The sequence below is a fragment of the Robinsoniella sp. genome (assembly GCF_034124845.1).
The window spans coordinates 1-19,906 of record NZ_JAWYAJ010000060.1 but is presented as its reverse complement, the minus strand read 5'-3'; the positions used below and the strand labels follow the sequence as shown (position 1 = coordinate 19,906).

General features: G+C 41.0%; 16 protein-coding genes. 15 read left to right on the top strand and 1 reads right to left on the bottom strand.

Annotation, left to right across the window (positions count from 1 at the left end):
• Positions 1-206: 206 nt before the first annotated feature.
• A complete protein-coding gene (locus ACH2DQ_RS03105) occupies positions 207-1,469 on the bottom strand; it encodes a uroporphyrinogen decarboxylase family protein (protein WP_394915455.1) in 1,263 nt (420 codons plus the stop codon).
• Between the two features lie 525 nt (positions 1,470-1,994).
• On the opposite strand from ACH2DQ_RS03105, the gene ACH2DQ_RS03100 reads away from it, so the two are divergent.
• The 15 genes from ACH2DQ_RS03100 to ACH2DQ_RS03030 form a co-directional block, all read left to right on the top strand.
• Complete coding sequence (locus ACH2DQ_RS03100) at positions 1,995-3,041, top strand: GNAT family N-acetyltransferase (protein WP_394915456.1); 1,047 nt, start codon at positions 1,995-1,997, stop codon at positions 3,039-3,041.
• Positions 3,042-3,097: 56 nt separating this feature from the next.
• Positions 3,098-4,465: a diguanylate cyclase domain-containing protein gene (locus ACH2DQ_RS03095; protein ID WP_394915457.1), complete on the top strand. Its 1,368-nt coding sequence runs from the start codon at positions 3,098-3,100 to the stop codon at positions 4,463-4,465.
• 337 nt (positions 4,466-4,802) lie between these two features.
• Positions 4,803-5,657, top strand: coding sequence for a tyrosine-type recombinase/integrase (locus ACH2DQ_RS03090; RefSeq protein ID WP_394915458.1), 855 nt, complete (start codon positions 4,803-4,805; stop codon positions 5,655-5,657).
• Between the two features lie 393 nt (positions 5,658-6,050).
• On the top strand, positions 6,051-6,770 hold the full coding sequence (locus ACH2DQ_RS03085) for a helicase associated domain-containing protein (protein WP_394915459.1): 720 nt from the start codon (positions 6,051-6,053) through the stop codon (positions 6,768-6,770).
• Positions 6,771-6,812: 42 nt separating this feature from the next.
• Positions 6,813-8,237: a sugar transferase gene (locus ACH2DQ_RS03080; protein ID WP_394915460.1), complete on the top strand. Its 1,425-nt coding sequence runs from the start codon at positions 6,813-6,815 to the stop codon at positions 8,235-8,237.
• Between the two features lie 60 nt (positions 8,238-8,297).
• Positions 8,298-9,530, top strand: a complete 1,233-nt coding sequence (gene cps2T / locus ACH2DQ_RS03075; RefSeq protein ID WP_394915461.1) for a beta 1-4 rhamnosyltransferase Cps2T — start codon at positions 8,298-8,300, stop codon at positions 9,528-9,530.
• Positions 9,527-10,789, top strand: a complete 1,263-nt coding sequence (locus ACH2DQ_RS03070; protein WP_394915462.1) for a glycosyltransferase — start codon at positions 9,527-9,529, stop codon at positions 10,787-10,789. The genes cps2T and ACH2DQ_RS03070 overlap by 4 nt, the downstream gene beginning before the upstream one ends.
• The gene (locus ACH2DQ_RS03065) at positions 10,758-11,900 is read left to right on the top strand and encodes a polysaccharide pyruvyl transferase family protein (protein WP_394915463.1); all 1,143 of its coding nucleotides are present in this window, start codon (positions 10,758-10,760) and stop codon (positions 11,898-11,900) included. Before ACH2DQ_RS03070 ends, ACH2DQ_RS03065 begins: the two co-directional genes overlap by 32 nt.
• Complete coding sequence (locus ACH2DQ_RS03060) at positions 11,893-13,143, top strand: O-antigen ligase family protein (RefSeq protein WP_394915464.1); 1,251 nt, start codon at positions 11,893-11,895, stop codon at positions 13,141-13,143. Before ACH2DQ_RS03065 ends, ACH2DQ_RS03060 begins: the two co-directional genes overlap by 8 nt.
• Entirely contained in the window at positions 13,140-14,666 is a 1,527-nt protein-coding gene (locus ACH2DQ_RS03055; RefSeq protein WP_395025534.1) for a lipopolysaccharide biosynthesis protein, read from the top strand. The genes ACH2DQ_RS03060 and ACH2DQ_RS03055 overlap by 4 nt, the downstream gene beginning before the upstream one ends.
• Positions 14,654-15,793: a glycosyltransferase family 4 protein gene (locus ACH2DQ_RS03050; RefSeq protein ID WP_394915466.1), complete on the top strand. Its 1,140-nt coding sequence runs from the start codon at positions 14,654-14,656 to the stop codon at positions 15,791-15,793. Before ACH2DQ_RS03055 ends, ACH2DQ_RS03050 begins: the two co-directional genes overlap by 13 nt.
• Before the next feature lie 132 nt (positions 15,794-15,925).
• Positions 15,926-17,254: a UDP-glucose dehydrogenase family protein gene (locus ACH2DQ_RS03045; protein WP_394915467.1), complete on the top strand. Its 1,329-nt coding sequence runs from the start codon at positions 15,926-15,928 to the stop codon at positions 17,252-17,254.
• A gap of 25 nt (positions 17,255-17,279) precedes the next feature.
• Entirely contained in the window at positions 17,280-18,212 is a 933-nt protein-coding gene (locus ACH2DQ_RS03040; RefSeq protein WP_394915468.1) for a UDP-glucuronic acid decarboxylase family protein, read from the top strand.
• A gap of 16 nt (positions 18,213-18,228) precedes the next feature.
• Positions 18,229-18,972, top strand: a complete 744-nt coding sequence (locus ACH2DQ_RS03035) for a glycosyltransferase family 32 protein (RefSeq protein WP_394915469.1) — start codon at positions 18,229-18,231, stop codon at positions 18,970-18,972.
• Between the two features lie 5 nt (positions 18,973-18,977).
• On the top strand, positions 18,978-19,906 hold a 929-nt coding region (locus ACH2DQ_RS03030; protein WP_395025531.1), incomplete at its 3' end, for a glycosyltransferase.

Here is a 19,906-nt window from a genome sequence, read left to right as displayed (position 1 = left end):
TCGATTGCTTCCTCTTTCGTTGGATTACCCGTTGCAAAGGTATTTAACATAAATAGAACTTTTTCTTCATCAAGCGCACCAAGAGCTTTGGTTAGTGTGGTTAAATCAAGCATATTAACCTCCTTTGAAAATGGTTCACAGTTCCTAATTAATGAAATAAAGATGTCGCTTACTGATTAGATTTATGTACATCATTTATTGGTAGTTTACCGATAGATGCCATATTTATGGACAGCATCTGTCATGGCGGCAACATTTTCAACTTTTGCAGGACCAATTGCATTAAACGGCAGGGTAAATATGAAACCGGATGCTGTTTTCATTTCGTCCAGAAGTTCTTTTACCCGTGTATCGACTTCATCAGCGGTACCTCCGATAAGAAGCGCTGGTGATATGCCGCCTGCGATACACATGTGATCTCCGATAACTTGTTTTGCTTTTATGGGATCTGTCCGGTCAAACCAGGCAATAGCCTTGCCGGCAGGCAGTTCAAGAAGTGTGTCCAGAAGGTGGTCATAGCTGCCCTGCAATGACAGAAGTGGAGTAAAGTCAGCCTTAATGAGCTCTTCGCAGATATATTTGAGATATGGCCAGTGGAATTCCCGGAATTGTTTTTCTGACAGGAAGCTGTTATACCATACCGGGCAGAATACTCGTCTCGAACCTGTCAGCTGGTATGAAATTTCTCCGGTTGCTTTTCCTACAGCCAGAAGTACCGGTGCCAGTGCTTCGCAAATCTTATGCACCTTGTCCGGAACACGGCGGATATCATAGATCACCTGATCGAAATCTCTGAGAAATGCCCCCAGTGCATCCAGCGGATTTGGATTAAGTGCCATATACCACGGCGGGCAGTTTGCGGTTTTCATTTCCTGTGTAAATGTCTGTAAGTCTCCCAAAGCAGATCCCAGTTTCATGCCAAATTTAATGAGTGCAGCGGCTGATTCACTGCTGCCGGGTTTGCTTAAAGCACCGTACACCCGGGGGATCACCTTATTATTAAGGAACCCGAAGGGGTCGTCTATAAATTCGTCATACTCATCAACGCTCATTACCGGACTCTTAATTTTAAACTGTGATTCCACATTTGGTAAAACCTCTCTGCCGGGTTGGGATGAATAGTTGTCCTTTAGAATATCATGTGCAAATCCGCCGCCCAGGACAGAAGCTGCTGCTGTGTTTACCGCTGTTTCCGGATCTGTTCCTGCAAGTGCAAGACCCAGGGTCACAGACTCAAATGATCGAAGCATACATGCTGCGTCCCAGTTGAAGTCCTTTGCAAACTTTGTTGAGGCCTCTTTGTATTTATTCTGGTCATAATACATGTCTTCATATGTAATGCCGGAATATTTTGCCGGAAAATACAGTGTTGCAGCTGCGATTGGTACACGGTCTACTTTTTGTAATCTTGCACACCGGTCCAGACGCTCTAATTTTTCACTGTAACTGCTTGCTACCATGCTTTTCATTAGATTCCCTCCATTTCTTAGTGGGGAAAGTGTGAAAAAATACAGTTTTCACACTACTTATTAATGCAGTATCTCAGGCAGAACCTGGAATATGCAGGCGGTATAAGAATAACAGAAGTTCAAAACCTTATAATTTAATAGTATATTATATGGAAAAACATGTCAATGTCTAAATTAAATAGTTTATAAAAAGTATTTTAAATACTATTTTGTTGATAAACGATATTTGTTTTACAACTTAATAATATTATCAAATGTACCGGATACCTTACTTTATTTCTTGACAGGAGGAGAAAGCTTTTATATACTTTTAGTAAGTAAATTCTGGGGGAGGGACCTATGATCAACGTCGTTTTATACACCGCTTTTTATGAAATTTTCATAGGGGTCAATCAAATATAGATAAGCATGGCTTGTATAAAAATACAGGCTATGCTTTTTTGTGTTGATATACCCGCTGCGATGAAATTGTTTGCAGCGTTAATAACTTGAAGAGTTGCGTATCTTGATTTAAGGAGGAGAATATTGGAAATTGTCATACGCTCTATGAAGAGAGAAGAAGCCGAAGAGGTAAAAAAAATTGGAAAGCGTGCTTTCAGCCTGGTGGAAGGTATGTTTGTAAGCAAACCAAAACATGCACAGGTGGCTGTAGTGGATGGAAAATTGGCGGGCGCTATTATCTATAAAATCACAGAAGTCCAGGGAAGGAAAACAGGATATTTTGAATATGCATTTGTAGACCCGGACTATCATGGAAAAGGCATCGGCAGAAAACTCTATCAGGCGACTACGGATTATTTATGGGAGCAGGGGTGTGACTCCCAGGCGGCACTGGTCAAGGATGATAACGTTGGTTCCTGGAGCCTGTTTCTGAAGAATGGATTTTCCAGGGTTGGGATAACGGAGATTGTCCGGCAATTGGGAGTGCTGGGATTTTTGTCTCAGTTTTTTTGTAATTTGCTTTGGCTGGCTGTGGGGATGGATTTCTATCTGGCAGTGCGAAATGAAACGCTGCAAAGTAAAAGCGGTACCGGCAGGCAGATCGGCGGTTATCTTATCGTCAACTTGGTGCTGATTTTATTTGCACTATACCGCATAGAAGAGCCGGGTATATTTCTTGGGGCTTATGTTGGAATGCTGGCAGGGATAATAGCCGTGGGACGAATCGCTGCCGTTCCTGCAAAACGGAAATGGCAGTTCCGCCTGAATAACGGAGGTGCTGGCATTATAGCGCTTGTAAATTTTTTCGGCGGAATATTTCCGCTGAGCGGTAACTGGTATCCTCAGAAATATGAAAATACCGCCGGGTTTCGCAGGGATCTGGGAAAGGCAGCTCTGGCAGAATGGGCGTTTATTGTTGTATTGACAGGTGTATCTATTGTGTTTTCTTCCACACACCTGATCTTCCACTATATATCTTCAATTGGCGAGATTTTTTTAATTTACCGCATTCTGGCATTTTATCCGTTTGAAGCTTATGGCGGCAGCCGCGTTTTTTCCTGGAACAAATGGATTTATGGCGTTATGGCATGCATATCGGTTTTGCTGATTGCTTATATGCAGGTGTTATAGGTGCAACAAAAGTATAGCTTTTATCGTAAAATACATGTTGAAGAAAGGAGATAAAAGTGGAATTAGAACAGGAGAACTTGCAGGAACTTCGAACCAGGATTAGGGAAATGTCTGCTTTAACAAAGAATGTTCCATGTGGACTTCATCAATGTATGGATGATGAAGAATTAACGATAATCAGCATGAGTGACAGCTTTCTGGAGATGTTTGGATATAGCAGAGAAGATATTGATGAAAGATTTCAGAATCGATTTGCAAGAATGATATTTAAAGAAGACCGGGAAGCTGTATTTTCCTCTATGAAACAACAGCTTTCAATAAAAAATGATATGGAACTGGAATTTCGGATACCGCTAAAGGACGGGGGACTGGTCTGGATACTTAATAAAGGGAAGCTTGCGGTTGGAGAAGATGGACAGAGGACATTTTACTGTGTTATGCTGGATATAACCGAGCAGAGAAGACATAGGGAGGATCTGCGCCTTTCTTTGGAACGCCATCAGGTTATCATGGATCAGGCGACGGATATTATATTTGAATGGAATATTGCTGACGACACCCTGACGTTTTCCAGTAACTGGAGTAAGAAGTTTGGTTATTCTGCAATCCGGGAAGGGATCAGCAGCAGGATTCCACTGTCGCCGAATATTCATCCAGATGATATGAAGGCGTTTATTTCAATAATGACGGACACTGCGGCAGGTGTGCCTTATTCTGAAACAGAATTTCGCATTAGAAATGAAAAAGGTAAGTTTACCTGGTGCCGAATCCGGGCAACTACACAATTTGACAATGACAGAAGGCCGCTGAGGGCAGTGGGTGTAATCGTCGATATTGAAGATGAGAAAAGGAAACAGCAGGAACTCCTCATCAGAGCACAGAATGATAGTCTTACAGGTCTCTATAATAAGGCTGAATCCCAGAAGAAAATAGAAGAATATCTGGAATGGAAGGACTGCGAAAAAGGTGTGTTATTTTTGATAGATGTGGATGATTTTAAGTTTATTAACGATCAATTTGGACATCTGTGTGGAGATAAGTCATTAACAGGTATCGCTTCTATGATGCGAAATCAATTTCGTTTTACGGATGTGGTAGGCAGAGTAGGTGGAGATGAATTCCTGGCATTTTTACCTGGAGTATCAGATCTGCTTGCAGCAGAATTGGTGGATAAGGTTATTAAGGGTATGGATGAAATCCGCCCGGAAGACCGTGATATTCATTTGAGTTGTAGTATAGGTATTGCCTTTTATCCAAGAGACGGCAGAGATTTTTATACACTCTACCGCCATGCGGATCAGGCACTCTACCATGTGAAAAATACCGGTAAAGGGGGATCTGCAGTGTATAATTCCTCTATGAAAGAATATTGGGTATCTATTGGAGAGCAGGCTGCTGCATGTGAGGCAGTAATGCCAGATTAATCAGATCAATTAGCCATTAGGAAATTTAGCAGATATCCTGATGGCTTCTCCTTTCTTCTGTCAGACCATGATTAGGTGTTATAGCTGTGATATACTCTGTTAGAGAAAACCCTTTTAGAGTTGTTTCATTTTAACCAAAAGGAACGTATATAAGACTGTGTAATTTATATATTAAAAATCTATATCGTAAGGATAGAACTGTGTGAGCTTTTACATTTTAGCTGACACAGTTTTTTATTTTTAAAATTACCTCATAATAATGAATGGTCTTGAAGATAATAGTCAGATAGACAATAAAAATTAGATCATCCAGCATAACATTTTAGGGAGACAATATATGAGATTAAATGTGATACAGTATAAAGTTACGGAAGATGTCATTATAGAATTTAAAAATCAGCTGCAAAAAGAGGACAAAAGTGATTTGACCATACAAAAATATGTACGTGATATCAGAAGATTTCAGTTGTATTTGTCTGGTAATGAAATCGGGAAGGAGATAGTTATTGCTTATAAGAAGCATTTGAAAAGTCATTTTGCGGTAACAAGTGTCAATTCCATGTTAGCGGCATTGAATCGTTTTTTACAATTCTGCGGATTAAATGAGATATGTGTAAAGCAGCTGCGGGTGCAGAAAAAGCCATTCCGCTCCGCTGAGAAAGAGCTGCATAAAGAAGAATATTTACGTTTGCTGAATACGGCTAAGGCAAGTAATAATGAGAGAATGTTTGTGATTCTCCAAACGATAGCATCTACGGGCATCCGTATCTCTGAATTGAAATATTTTAAAATTGAGGAAGTTAAGCTGGGAGAGATTACGGTATCCAGCAAGAATAAAACCAGAATTATTTTGATTCCTAAAAAGTTAAAAAAGGTATTGATCCTTTTTTCCAAGAAACATGGGATAAAAACCGGGGAAATTTTTATAACGAAGGGCGGTAAATCTTTAAATCGAAGTAATATATGGGCGGAAATGAAGAAGCTGTGCCAGAAGGCGGGCGTTTCCAAAGATAAGGTTTTTCCTCATAATCTGAGAAAGCTGTTTGCCAGATGCTTTTATGATTTAAAAAAAGATATCGCCAAGCTAGCGGATGTATTGGGGCACAGCAGCATTAATACGACACGTATCTATATTATGACATCGGGGTATGAACATCAGAGAGATATTGATAAACTGGGATTAATCTTATAGAAAATAATAACTACATAATTACAATTATGTAGTATCAGACAAAAGTAAAATAAATTACTATTTTTATGATTGGTATTATATTAGCACTATTTTATTAAAAATGCAAATACATAATTGAAAAAAAAGTCGATTTTTAATCTGAAAATTTATTTTGAACATTCAAATAAGTCTTTTTCAAATATAATTGTAAAAGACTTTTCTTTTAATATCTTAAATTTTCCAAAATCACCTGAAAAATTCCACATATTGCATATGAAACGAAGAACTTCCTCTGTTCTCCGTCTTTTTTTTACTACATAATTGTAATTATGTAATACAGATGAACAGAGGAAATGCCAGCATAGATAATATGCTGCATATTCAGCTCAGAAAGGATGCAGATAAAAAATAAAAATGAACAAGACGAGTAAGCGCCAGTATACACGCCTTGAATGGGACGTATGGTACGAACTGGCAAAGGAATATTATGAGGAACATCATAACCTGCGAATACCGGCTAAATACAAAACCAAAAATGATCTCTTGCTAGGCAGGTGGATTGAGCGGCAGAGGGCGGCTTACCACGATAAAGGTGTCTACCGGATTGATGGAAGAAGAATATATCTGCTGAATCAGATTGAGATGGAATGGACCCTGGGGATACGCACCCAATGGGAGATCTGGTATCAATATTGTGTACAGTATTATGAACAGTACAAAAATATTGATATTCCAAAAGGATATATGGTCCGGCATCTGCCGTTGGGAGAATGGATCAGCTACCAGAGAAAACGCTATAAACAAAATAAACTCCATTCGGAGGAAATTGAAAAACTGGAGCGGCTGGGCATTAACTGGCAGATTCGCAAAAGAAGGGAATGGGATGAATGGTATGAGCAGGCCAGCAGTTACTATGCGACTTTTGGGAATCTGGAAGTACCATTTAATTATGTAACGGAATCCGGATATAAATTAGGCATATGGATCAATGTACAGCGGGAAAAATACAGGGGCACCAGAAAAAATAATCTGGAGGATTGTGAAGTCAGTAAATTGAATCAGATTGGAATGCTGTGGGGAATCCGGAGTACCAGGCACCTGGAAAAAAGTTCGATGTTGGAAAAAAGCAGTTAAATGTGCGGTTAAATACAAATAAAGGTAGAAAAAGAGTTAATTATGTACCAGAAAAATTTAAATAATTGGATGAAACACCTTGATTTTATAATTATTGATTTGTTATGTGTGGAAGCAGCTTTGATGATTGCCTCCATAATCAGATATGGAATACAAACATTTTACTTAAGGGATATTTATCTGGGATGGAGCGTTATTTTCATCTTTATAGACGGATTGATTGCCCTGGCTTTTGGGAGTTACCAGGATATTTTAAAGAGAAGTATTGGAAAAGAAGCAAAGGAAACGCTGCACCATACTTCCTGTGTCATGATTTGTTTTTTGCTGTATCTGTATCTGGCAAAAAATATGGATGTGTATTCCCGGTCTGTGTATGTGACCATGTGGGTCATCTTTACCGTGTTGAGTTTTTCTTTCCGATGTATCAGGAAAAAAAGCTTACGAGGCGGAAGTAGATTCTTAGTGAGTCAGGGAAAAAGAAATCTGGTTCTGATCACGGATAAAAAAAGTGTCAGGAAGATTATCCTGGATTTTCAAACCCGCAGTTTTGGAAACTTCAGCATTATGGGAGTCATTGTCATGGATGAAGACCAGCAGGGGGAGAAGATTCTGGGCATTCCGGTTTTGGCTGACCGCAACAATGCATTGGAGTATATGAAAAATGAATGTATTGATGAAGCCTTTTTCTCATTGCCGGAAGTAGATCCTTTTTACAAGCCGTTGATTGATGGGTGTACGGAAATGGGAATTACCGTTCATATTAATTTAATCCATATACCGGAATTAAAAACCAATCAATTAGTGGAAAATCTCATGGGATATACGGTGCTGTCCAGTTCTGTAAATCTGGTTACAACCGGGCAGTTGTTCTGGAAACGGTTACTGGATATCTGCGGCGGACTGGTGGGCTGCCTGATGACACTGGTGGTCGGGCTGGCTGTGGGACCAATCATTTATTTCAAGTCACCGGGACCGGTATTTTTTTCCCAGGTGAGAATCGGAAAAAACGGACGGCGTTTTCATATCTATAAATTCCGGTCTATGTATCTGGATGCGGAAAAAAGAAAAAAAGAACTGATGGAGCAGAACAATATAGAAGACGGGCTGATGTTCAAGATGGACAATGATCCCAGAATTATCAAGGGCATCGGGAATTTTATCAGAAAATCATCCATAGATGAGCTGCCCCAGTTCTGGAATGTATTAAAGGGAGAAATGAGCCTTGTGGGGACCAGACCGCCAACATTGGATGAATGGGAAAAATATCAGTTTCACCATAGAAAAAGAATTGCCATTAAACCGGGGATTACGGGATTATGGCAGGTTAGCGGCAGAAGTAACATCACTAATTTTGAAGATATCGTCAAACTGGATGTGAGCTATATCATGGACTGGTCCATTTATCTGGATATTAAAATCCTCTTGAAAACGGTCTGGGTGGTTTTAAAAGGGGAAGGTTCTTCCTGAAGAAGTAAAGGGGAAGAATTTATACCTGCATGAATTAGGAAATGGAGATGAAAATACGGGATGAAACAAAAGGTCACGAAAGATAATGGGAATAAGAAAAAAGTACAGCATGTATTTATCATCGGTTCAAAAGGGATTCCGGCAAAGTACGGCGGTTTTGAAACATTTGTAGAGAAGCTGACGAAGTTTAAGAAGTCAGAGAATGTACAATACCATGTAGCCTGTGCCGTGGAACCGGAGGATTACCGTGCAGAGGAGGCGGATTTTATTTATCATGGCGCTGCCTGCCATACTATCAGGTGGAAGAAAATTGGTCCGGCTAGAGCCATCTTATATGATGTGGATGCGCTTCGATGGGCAATCTCTTATGCAAAAAAGAATCATATCCATCAGCCGGTTTTTTATATATTGGCATGCAGAGTAGGCATTTTTATCCGGCATTATAAAAAGAAGATCGAAGAAATAGGCGGGCTTTTGTATATCAATCCTGACGGACATGAATTTCTGCGCAAAAAATGGAGTCCAATGGTCAGAAGATATTGGAAATATTCTGAGTCACTTATGGTAAAACATGGGGATCTTTTGATATGTGACAGTAAAAGTATTGAAAGTTACATACGTTCCGAATATCGGGTTTCCCGTCCGAATACTACCTTTATTGCATATGGGGCGGAGACGGATAAATCCGTAATTTCCGGCGAAGATGAAAAGCTGCTACACTGGTATCAGGATAAAAAATTGAAACCAAAAGAGTTTTATCTGGTGGTAGGCAGGTTTGTTCCTGAGAATAATTACGAAATCATGATCCGGGAGTTCATGAAGTCCGGGACTACAAAAGATTTTGCTCTAATAACCAATGTCAGTGAAAAATTTCTGGAGGAATTAAAGCAGAAAACAGGATTTGACCGGGATCCCAGAATTAAATTTGCAGGGACGATGTATGATTCTGAACTCTTAAAAAAGATTCGGGAAGATGCCTATGGATATTTTCACGGACATGAAGTGGGCGGAACTAATCCCAGCCTGCTGGAAGCATTAAGTGCCACGGATCTGAATCTGCTGCTGGATGTGGGCTTTAACCGGGAAGTGGGGGAAAATGGCGCCCTATACTGGAACAAAAAAGATGGGAATCTGGCTCATTTAATAAATCAGGCTGATCAAATGTCACCGGACCAGATCGCGGATATTGGTAATACTGCTAAAAAAAGAATTTCAGACTGGTACAACTGGGGATACATCGTTGATCAATATGAAAATCTGTTCCTCAGGGAAAATGAGAGGACACGGACATGAAAATACTGCTGGTTAACAAATTTCATTATATTAAGGGTGGATCGGAGACTTACTATCTGGGGTTGGGCAGGTTATTGGAAGAAAAAGGCCATGAGGTGATTTATTTTTCCATGAAGGATGAACGGAACCTTCCATGCAGCCAGGAACACTATTTTACAGAGAATGTGGAGTTTAACGGCAGGATGAGTAAGGCTGAGATGCTTCATACCGGACTTAAGATCTTGTATTCCAGAGAAGCAAAGAGAAAAATTAGCGCATTGATTCAAAGGGAAAGACCGGATATTGTTCACCTGAATCTGTTCCAGCGGCAGTTGACCCATTCCATCATTGATGCCGTGAAAAAATTTCATATTCCAATAATTTATACGGCACATGATCTGAATTGTATCTGTCCCAATTATATGATGCTGACCCATGGTAATATATGTGAGGAATGCAAAAACGGACACTATGGTGCCTGTTTCCGCAACCAGTGTGTAAAGGATTCCAGAGTAAAGAGTTTTTTATCTGCGGCAGAAGCTTACTTTTATAAATGGAAAAAGTCTTATCAGAAAATTGATTTGTTTATTACGCCTTCAGCATTTTATAAACGAAAGATAGAAGAAGCCGGCATTACCGCATCTCCGGTAGTACATATGAAAAATTTTCTGCCAGGGGGAAGTATCTATCGTGCCGCGTCGGAAAATGACTCCTATTTCCTGTATTTTGGCAGGCTCAGCAAAGAAAAAGGGATCATGACACTGTTAAAAGCCTACCGGGAATCCGGACTTGACAATCTGCTGTTCCTTGCAGGAAGCGGAGAGCTGGAAGAGAGGATCCGGGAGTATATCCGGGACAATCATCTGCAGGACAGAGTCCGGCTGCTGGGATTTCAGTCCGGGGAGGTATTGGAGCATACCGTTCAGAGAGCAAAATGCATCGTTCTGCCTTCTGAGTGGTATGAAAACGGACCATATACAGTTATGGAAGCAATGGCACAGGGAAAGCCGGTTATCGTAAGCAGCAACGGCGGTCTGCCGGAAATCGTGGAAAACGGGATAACCGGATATATTGCAAAGCCAAAGGACAGTACCAGTCTGGCGGAATGTATGAAGAAGATGGCGCGGCTTTCCAAAGAAGACTATCAGAGCATGGGCGAAAAAGCGGTGGCAAATGCAAAGAGAGATTTCAATGGGGATGAGTATCTGAAGAAATTAGTAAAGTACTACGAGCAGGTAAGGAGATCATATGGCAAAAATAGGAGTAGTAACATTACATAATTCCATTAATTATGGTGGGGCTCTTCAAGCTGTGGCGCTGAATGCATATCTAAAAAGACAGGGGCATGAAGTGGTTTTTCTGGATTACCAGAAGCCATGGCCGGTATATAACAGCCCATTTCGTTACCGGAAACTACGGATACACTATTATGGCAGTGAGGGAGTTGTGACGAAGTTCCGTATCATAGCCGGAATGGGGAAAACAGCCTTAAGCAATGTATTTTATTTCAGGCGAAAGAGGAAACATAATGGTTTTCGGGATTTCGTTCAAAAATATATAGCGGTAACACCTCATTACCAATCCTACCAGGCGTTAAAGGAGGGGTATCCGGACTGTGATTTCTATATCACCGGAAGCGACCAGGTTTGGAACAATTATTATACCATGGACAGATTTGACAAAGGCTATTTTCTGGATTTTGTAGCGGAAGGATGTAAAAAAATAGCATATGGAGCCAGTATAGGTGGGGCAAGGGACGATACTTATGTAAAGGAGATAATATCTCTGACTAAAGATTTTAAGGCAGTATCGGTAAGGGAGAAAAGCCTGGAAGATCAAATGAACAGGCTGGGAGCTGCCCAGGCTGTTACTGTTTTGGACCCAACTCTGCTGTTAACGAAAGAACAGTGGCTGAGATTTATAAAGCCGTCTGAGATAAAAGAACCGTATATCCTCATGTACGGATTGGAGTATTCCCCGGAACTGGACCGGGCAGTGGAATATTTAAGAGAAAAATATGGTTATAACATTGTTGACATATTTCCAGGGGCAACAAAATTGAAGCATATAAAGTATACCGATTGGTACTGTTCTCCGGAAGAATTTCTAAGGTATATCAAAAATGCTGCTTATGTTGTGACGAATTCTTTTCACGGGACGGTATTTTCCATTATTTTTGAAAAACAGTTTTTCACCATTCCCAGGGTACGTCAGGAGAGCCGGATGACAGATCTGTTAGATTCCCTAAAGCTTTCCAAAAATCTTTGGGACAGTAATAAGAATACATATTCATTTGATAAGGATAAGACAGATTATAAGGCAGTGAAAAACAGGATAAAAGAATTGCAGAAGTCGTCTTTTCAATTTTTAGAGGGGGCACTCAATGCTTAGTTTAAAAAATGCTGCCGGGCAGTATATAAAAGCCGATGCCTGGAACTTCTTTAACGTTTGCTGGATGCTTACCTTATTATCTTCTTCCATAGGGCGGTATATGAATTACAGCTATGCGATAACCCTGATTGCTTTTTTTATATATATCATACGTACCAGGAAGATCAATTTTAACTATATCAATATGCTATGGGGAATTTTTATCGGAATATTTCCGCTTTTGGATTATCTGGTTCATACTCCGGAATTTATACTTGTTGACATTCTTGGTTATGTGGTATCCCTGTGTGGGATTTTTGCAGTTCATGAATCAGTCAGAAGGTATGACGGTCTTATTTTGTTTATTAAATTCCGGGCGCTGATGGAGGCGTTCTTTGTACTTTTACAGCAGTTTGCTTACCCGGTATATGTTAAGTTTGCCTGGCGAATTCTTGGCACCTGGAATTACGATGCCGGGGGAATGGCACTGAGTATTTCCCTTTCGGCTTACATTATTGTATTCGGAATCGGGGCATTTTTATTTTGCAGGAACCGAAAGCATTCTTTTTTATATTTACCGGCAACTCTGTTTTGCTTCATTGCCCTTATCTATACGGACAAAAGAACAATTATGTTTGTGGCATTGGCATTATGTATGATCGCATATTTTATCAATTGTAATAAAAAGACCAGAATAAGGCGGCTGTTTCTGCTGCCGGTATTAGTAATCTGCATTGTAGGATTTGGTATTTTATTTTACCGTGCGTTTGGGAATGAAAATGCAATTGGCAGGATTATTGAAACGCTGATTGACTTTTCCGGGCAAAAGGATATTACGAACAACCGGAGTGAGATACAGGCTGTCGCCTGGAGACTGTGGGGAGAATCCAATTCCTCAAAATGGTTTGGGATTGGTTGGGGGGAGTTTAAGCATAACTTCACTTTATTTAAGAATACATCACAGGTACATAATATTTACATTCAATTGCTTTGTGAGACAGGCATTGCAGGGTTCGTCTGTTTTGTATCGGTACAGCTGGTATGTCTGCTGTCTTCCCTGCATTTGTTCATACGATTATTTGGTGAAGACAGCAGCAGGAGGAATTTAATTGGATTTTCCGTAACGGGTCAACTCATATTTGGCATATATGGCTTTACCGGGAATCCGCTTTATGACAGCACCTGCTATCTCATGTACTTTATGATGATCACAATTTTAATCGTAGTCAGGCGGAGCTGCAGACTGGAGAGAAGACACCTATGAAGATGGAGAGAACAAAAAATTTTGTCAGAAGTACTGTTTACGGAATCATGAATGCGATGGTTATGATGCTGCTCCCTTTTGTAATCCGGACGGTGATGCTCTATATTCTGGGTGAAGAATATATTGGTTTGAACAGCCTGTTTACTTCTGTTTTCAGCGTTTTGAACTTTGCGGAGCTGGGATTCGGAGGAGCCATTGTCTACTATATGTATAAACCAATCGCTTCCGGTGACGAGGACACCATATGTTCCTTATTAAACCTTTTCCGTAAATTTTATTATTTTGTTGGCGGTGCGATTCTGCTGCTGGGAATTGCCATTATGCCATTTATGGAACATCTGATCCATGGGGCATGGCCCAGGGACATTAATATATACGTGTTGTATCTGGTGTATCTGTTTAACGCGGTATTTGGCTATTTTTTCTACGGATATAAAGCCTGTTTACTGACCGCGCACCAGAGGAATGATGTATCCAGCAGAATATCTATGTTTGTATATGTGGGGATTTATCTGGTGCAGGCAGCTGTACTGCTGTTATTTAAAAATTACTATGTATATGTAATCTTTACCCCAGTCTGTACGATTTTAATCAATGTGATCACAGCCGTCATCGTGAAAAAAATGTATCCCAGGTATTTTTGCAGGGGCAGAGTATCAGCGGATATCAGATCCGGGATGAAACAGAAGCTTTTAGGCTTAATCTGTTACCGGCTGGGCGGAACGGCTTTGGTTTCGGTAGATAATATTGTGATATCCAGCTTTTTGGGATTGGTGATACTGGTGAAATTCAACAATTATTATTATATTCTGTTTGCTGTGGGAAGTATCCTGACTATTTTCCATAATTCCCTGACAGCAGGTGTGGGGAACAGTCTGGAAACGGAGACTCCCCAGAAGAATTACCAGGACTATAAAATGCTGGTATTTATCAACCACTGGCTGTGCGGATGGTGTGCAATCAGCCTGCTCTGTCTGTATCAGAACTTTATGTGGCTCTGGGTCGGACAGGAACGGCTTTTTGGAATGGATACGGTGATTCTATGTGTCCTGTACTTTTATACCAGCTATGTAAGGAAAATTGTTACGGTATACCGGGATGCGGCAGGAGTCTGGTATGAAGACCGGTTTAGACCCTTGGTTACGGTAATTTTGAATTTGATTTTGGATATTGTGTTTGTAAAATTATTCGGCATTAACGGGATTTTATTTTCAACGGTCTTCATATCCCTGTTTATATCATATCCCTGGGAGCTGAAGGTATTTTATAAAGTTGTTTTAAAGAGAAGTTCCATGGAGTACTACTGGGATTTGCTGAAACAACTGTCTATAACGGTGATCGCTGCCCTGTGTACGTATTTTGTGTGCCAGTTGGTTTCCGTTCCGGGTTCTGTGGTTTCCTTTTTAGGGCAGGCCGGTATATGTCTGGTTATACCGAATTTACTGTATGTGATTGTATTCCATAACAGACCGGAGTTTGGCAGAGTGACAGCTATTATAAAGAGGCAGCCATGGAAGAGATAGAAAGAGGAGAAACTATGAATATTGAACATATCTGGAAATGGACGGACAACCCGGTTATGGATTGGTCCGGGATTCCTTATGGTTTATTTGAAGCTATGAAAAAGCAGTCGGATGCGGTGTCAGACAGTTCTTACTGTCTGAAGAACAGAAAACCGGAGCGGATTTTGCTGTCCAGGGCTGCCAACAAGCTGTTCAGACAATCGGATTACCGCCTGGATGAAATTGCATGGGGTGAAAAATGTGTGAATGAAAACCTGAAGATCATTCCCGGGAACCGTTATTTCATGTACCGGGAATATGATACGAAAGTAACGGAACATACATATATCTATATAGATTTGTCTGATGATTACCTTTACCGGCTGTACCAGGCGCAAAGCCCGATTTTAAAATATACTGCAATGCCGCCGAACACTTCTGCAGAAGTCATGAAAGTGAGAAGGGATAAGGCAGTGAAGTTCTATAAAAAATGTAAAGGGATTTTTACTATGGGACAATGGCTTGTGGACGACCTGGTCAGCAACACCGGAATAGATCCCGGAAAAGTCCATGCAATCGGCGGCGGATGCAACGTGGATATTTCCAGTATTGACCGCTCCGGGAAGCAGTCCAACAAAATATTGTTTGTAGGGAAAGAATTTGAGCGAAAAGGCGGGGAAGTGGTTCTGGAGGCATTTAAGATCTTAAAAAAAGAAAAAATGCCGGATGCCGAACTTTATATCGCAGGACCGGAGAACTGGCCTTTGCCAGGGGAAATCCCGGAGGGGGTAAATTTCCTTGGATTGATGAGGCCGGAAAAGCTGGCTGCATATTATAACCTTTGCGACATATTTGTGATGCCCTCACGGTCAGAACCTTTTGGAATCGTTTTCGCAGAAGCATTGATTTTCGGGCTTCCCTGTATAGCCAGCAATGCATTTTCCATGAAAGAGATCATCACAGAGGGAAAGAACGGGTATCTCATTGATAAAGAAAACCCGGTGGAGCTGGCTGATAAAATGCACCGGCTGCTGCACAATGAGGATATCAAAAGTTATGTTGCCGGCCATCAGGAAGCATACAGAAAGAAATATTCCTGGGATACGATTGCAAAGTTTGTTTTAACAACTATTCAGAACGACAGGTGACCGGACAGTTGCATGGTAATTCTGGCAAGGCAGCCACATGCAAGGCAGATCGCCCATAAAGCAATTTGTATTACAGCTACAGGCAAGATAGCAGCTTTAAAATAGTTTATTACGAAAACGGAGGAACCGATTATGAAAATTACCGTCATTGGGACAGGATATGTGGGGCTGGTAACAGGCGCGTGTCTGTCTGAAATGGGAAATGAAGTAATCTGCGTGGATACCAATGCAGATAAAATTGAAAATCTGCAGAATGGAATCATTCCAATCTATGAACCCGGTCTGGAGGAAATTGTAGTTCGAAATTTGGAGCTGGGTCATCTTAGCTTTACTACATCACTGCAGGAAGCAATGAAAAAGTCAAAAATCTGTTTTATTGCAGTTGGAACACCTATGGGAGAAGACGGAAGTGCAGACCTGCAATACGTGCTGTCCGTGGCAGCGTCCATAGGAAAATATATGGAGAAACATATCTTTGTTATTGACAAATCCACAGTTCCGGTGGGAACTGCAGAAAAGGTACGCAAAGCCATTCAGATGGAACTGGATAAACGCGGTCTTGATCTGACATTTGACGTGATCTCCAATCCTGAATTTTTAAAGGAGGGAAATGCTATTTCAGATACCATGCGCCCGGACAGAATCGTCATTGGCGCCGATAATGAACAGGCATTTTCCATGATGAAAGAACTTTATAAGCATTATGTACTGAACACCAACCATTTTATCTGCATGGATATCCCCAGTGCAGAAATGACCAAGTATGCAGCCAATTCCATGCTGGCAGCCAAAATAAGCTTTATGAATGAAATGGCTAATATCTGTGAACTGGTGGGGGCGGACGTCAATCATGTGAGGCTTGGAATCGGCAGTGATTCCAGGATCGGATACAGTTTCATTTATCCGGGCTGCGGATACGGCGGTTCCTGTTTCCCTAAGGATGTGCAGGCATTGATCCGGACAGCAGAAGAGTCGGGCTATCAGGCATCCCTCTTGAAATCCGTAGAAGAGGTGAATTCCATGCAGAAGAAAGTCCTGGTACAAAAGGTGACAAATTATTTTGGGGAAGACCTTTCCAATAAGTGTTTTGGTGTATGGGGTCTGGCATTTAAACCGGAGACGGATGATATGAGGGAAGCGGCTTCCATTACCATTATTTCGGAACTCACAAAAAGAGGTGCGAAGATTAAGGCTTATGATCCCAAGGCGGAAAGAGAAGCCCGAACCTGCTATCTGAAAGATAATGCTGATGTGGAATATGTAAAAAGCAAGTATTCTGCATTGGTGGATGTGGATGCCATGCTGCTGATTACCGAGTGGAAAGAATTCCGTTCCCCGGATTTTCAGGAAATGATGCAGCGAATGAAAAACCCGGTTATTTTTGACGGGAGAAACCAGTATGAAAAGAAGGCTGTAGAAGAGCTTGGATTTACCTATTATCAGATAGGGGTAGGGAAATAAAAGGTCATGCAGAAAGGATAAAAAAGTGAAGAACAGAATTTTAGTTACAGGTGGAGCGGGATTTTTAGGTTCCCATTTATGTGAGCGGCTGGTAGAAGAAGAAAACGAAGTAATCTGTGTGGATAATTTATTTACCGGCAGTAAAAAAAATATTGAGCATCTGTTTGGGAAGCGTAATTTTGAGTTTCTCCGGCATGATATTGTGAATCCGCTGTATGCAGAGGTTGACATGATCTATAATCTGGCGTGTCCTGCAAGTCCGATTCATTACCAGTATAATCCTATTAAAACAACCAAAGCCAGCGTGCTGGGTGCCATGAATATGCTGGGGCTGGCGAAAAGAGTCCATGCGAGAATCTTACAGGCGAGTACCAGTGAAGTGTATGGAGATCCGGAGATCCACCCTCAGCCGGAAAGCTACCGGGGATGTGTCAATACCATAGGAATCCGTTCCTGCTACGATGAGGGAAAGCGGGTGGCTGAGACGCTGTTTTTCGACTACCACAGACAGCATAACGTAGATATAAAAGTCATGAGAATCTTTAATACATATGGACCAAAGATGCATCCCAATGATGGAAGAGTGGTATCTAATTTTATTGTACAGGCGCTGAAAAACGAAGATATCACGATCTACGGAGATGGAAGCCAGACGAGAAGCTTCTGCTATGTGGATGATTTAATCGAAGGTATGGTCAGGTTGATGAACTCTCACGAAGGATTTACGGGTCCGGTAAACATCGGCAATCCGGGTGAATTTACGATTAAAAGTCTTGCAGAACTTGTGATTGAATTAACCGGAAGCAAATCGAAACTGGTATTTCACCCGCTGCCGTCTGATGATCCCATGCAGAGAAAACCCGTGATTGAACTTGCCAGAAGAGAGCTGGGCTGGGAGCCGGGCATCTGTCTGAGAGAAGGTCTGGAAAAAACAATCCGGTATTTTTCAGATTTATGATGGAGGTAAAACTGATATGCAAACGATTCCGAAGATACTTCATTACTGCTGGTTTGGAAAAGGTGAAAAAAGCAAATTAATACAATTCTGCATAAGCACCTGGGAGAAGATACTCCCGGATTATCAGATCATAGAGTGGAACGAAAATAATTTTGATTTAAACCTTGCACCAGCGTATGTAAAACAGGCTTATGAATGCAGAAAGTACGCGTTTGTAAGTGACTATGCTAGAATTCAGGTACTTTGCAATTACGGCGGAGTGTATCTGGATACTGATGTTGAGGCTGTAAAACCCCTCAATGATATTCTGGACAATGAAACCTTTGTATCGGGATTTGTCACAGATAAATTGTTAACGGCTGCATTCATTGCAGCGGTGCCCTATCATCCTTTTTTGGCTGAATTTTTAAAAACGTATCAGTCGCGTGACTTTCTCTTAACAGATGGGAAAATGGACATTACCCCCATTAACGATCATATGACCATACTGGCAGAAAAGTATGGTTTAAAGACGGATGATTCGCTGCAAATAGTTCAATCCGATATGAAGATTTACCCGGTGGAATATTTTACCGGTTACGACATGGATAATTCTCATATTAAAAAAACGGAAAATACGTATCTGATTCATCATATGATGGGTACCTGGCTGGAATTGTCATTATCGGAAACGATGAAATTATCAATCAAAAAGCTGCTCATAAAAATAATGGGACATGACAAATTCGACCGTTTTAACAACGGACGGAAAAGGAGATAACCCAGATGAGAATACTATACTATTCTTTTTCCTGTGCACCCTGTGCCGGAAGTGATGAAGGGCTTGGATGGCTCTGGCCCTTTTACATGAGAAATGACCATGAAGTCTATGTAGTGACGCGTAAGGACAGAAAGCCGCAGATAGAGCGATACTTAAAAGATCAGAACATAACCAACATGCGTTTTTTCTACTGCGACATACCGGATTGGATGAATTTCTATTATAAAACAGGAAAAGGTTTTCTGGCGTATCAGAAATTATGGCAGTATCCGGCATATGGGATGATAAAAAAGCTGCATAAGAAATATCAGTTTGACTTGATACATCATGTTTCTACAACGGATTTTCGCTTAATTGGGTTTGTCTATAAATTAGATACACATTATATTTTAGGACCGCTGGGTGGGGCACAACAGACTCCGGCATACTTAAGAGACTATACAAAGAACAACAGCCGGGAAGAAAAAATGAGAGCTTTGATCAACCGTTTGACGATTTCAAATCCCGGGTATCAAAAAGCAATCAATAAAGCAGATTATATTTTTCTGGCAAACAAAGAGACCTATCAATATATTTACCCTTATATCAAAGAAAAAGAAAGATGCCGGCTGCTTTTGGATATTGCAATTGATAAAAGCAAAATTTCACCGGGGGAAGATACAGGAAGGCAGAAAACAGACCGGAAAACAGATTCGATAGCAGATCAGGACAAAGTTATGACCTTCATTTGGTCAGGCAGGATGGTTTACCGGAAAGGGCTGGAACTATTACTTGATGCTCTGGATTGCATCGACAGAAAACTTCCGTATAAAGTAGTGCTTTGCGGTGAGGGTCCTGAAATGGAACATTTGAAAGAATTGAGCCGGGAAAAGCGGCTGGAGGGGCATATCAGCTTCACGGGGCAGCTAACCTATGAAAAAATGCAGAAGAATTA

Coding starts and splice junctions, on each gene's coding strand:
- ACH2DQ_RS03105 (WP_394915455.1), bottom strand. CDS start 1,469: ATGAAAAGCATGGTAGCAAGCAGTTACAGTGAAAAATTAGAGCGTCTG.
- ACH2DQ_RS03090 (WP_394915458.1), top strand. CDS start 4,803: ATGAGATTAAATGTGATACAGTATAAAGTTACGGAAGATGTCATTATA.
- ACH2DQ_RS03085 (WP_394915459.1), top strand. CDS start 6,051: ATGAACAAGACGAGTAAGCGCCAGTATACACGCCTTGAATGGGACGTA.
- ACH2DQ_RS03080 (WP_394915460.1), top strand. CDS start 6,813: ATGTACCAGAAAAATTTAAATAATTGGATGAAACACCTTGATTTTATA.
- cps2T (WP_394915461.1), top strand. CDS start 8,298: ATGAAACAAAAGGTCACGAAAGATAATGGGAATAAGAAAAAAGTACAG.
- ACH2DQ_RS03070 (WP_394915462.1), top strand. CDS start 9,527: ATGAAAATACTGCTGGTTAACAAATTTCATTATATTAAGGGTGGATCG.
- ACH2DQ_RS03065 (WP_394915463.1), top strand. CDS start 10,758: ATGGCAAAAATAGGAGTAGTAACATTACATAATTCCATTAATTATGGT.
- ACH2DQ_RS03060 (WP_394915464.1), top strand. CDS start 11,893: ATGCTTAGTTTAAAAAATGCTGCCGGGCAGTATATAAAAGCCGATGCC.
- ACH2DQ_RS03055 (WP_395025534.1), top strand. CDS start 13,140: ATGAAGATGGAGAGAACAAAAAATTTTGTCAGAAGTACTGTTTACGGA.
- ACH2DQ_RS03050 (WP_394915466.1), top strand. CDS start 14,654: ATGGAAGAGATAGAAAGAGGAGAAACTATGAATATTGAACATATCTGG.
- ACH2DQ_RS03045 (WP_394915467.1), top strand. CDS start 15,926: ATGAAAATTACCGTCATTGGGACAGGATATGTGGGGCTGGTAACAGGC.
- ACH2DQ_RS03035 (WP_394915469.1), top strand. CDS start 18,229: ATGCAAACGATTCCGAAGATACTTCATTACTGCTGGTTTGGAAAAGGT.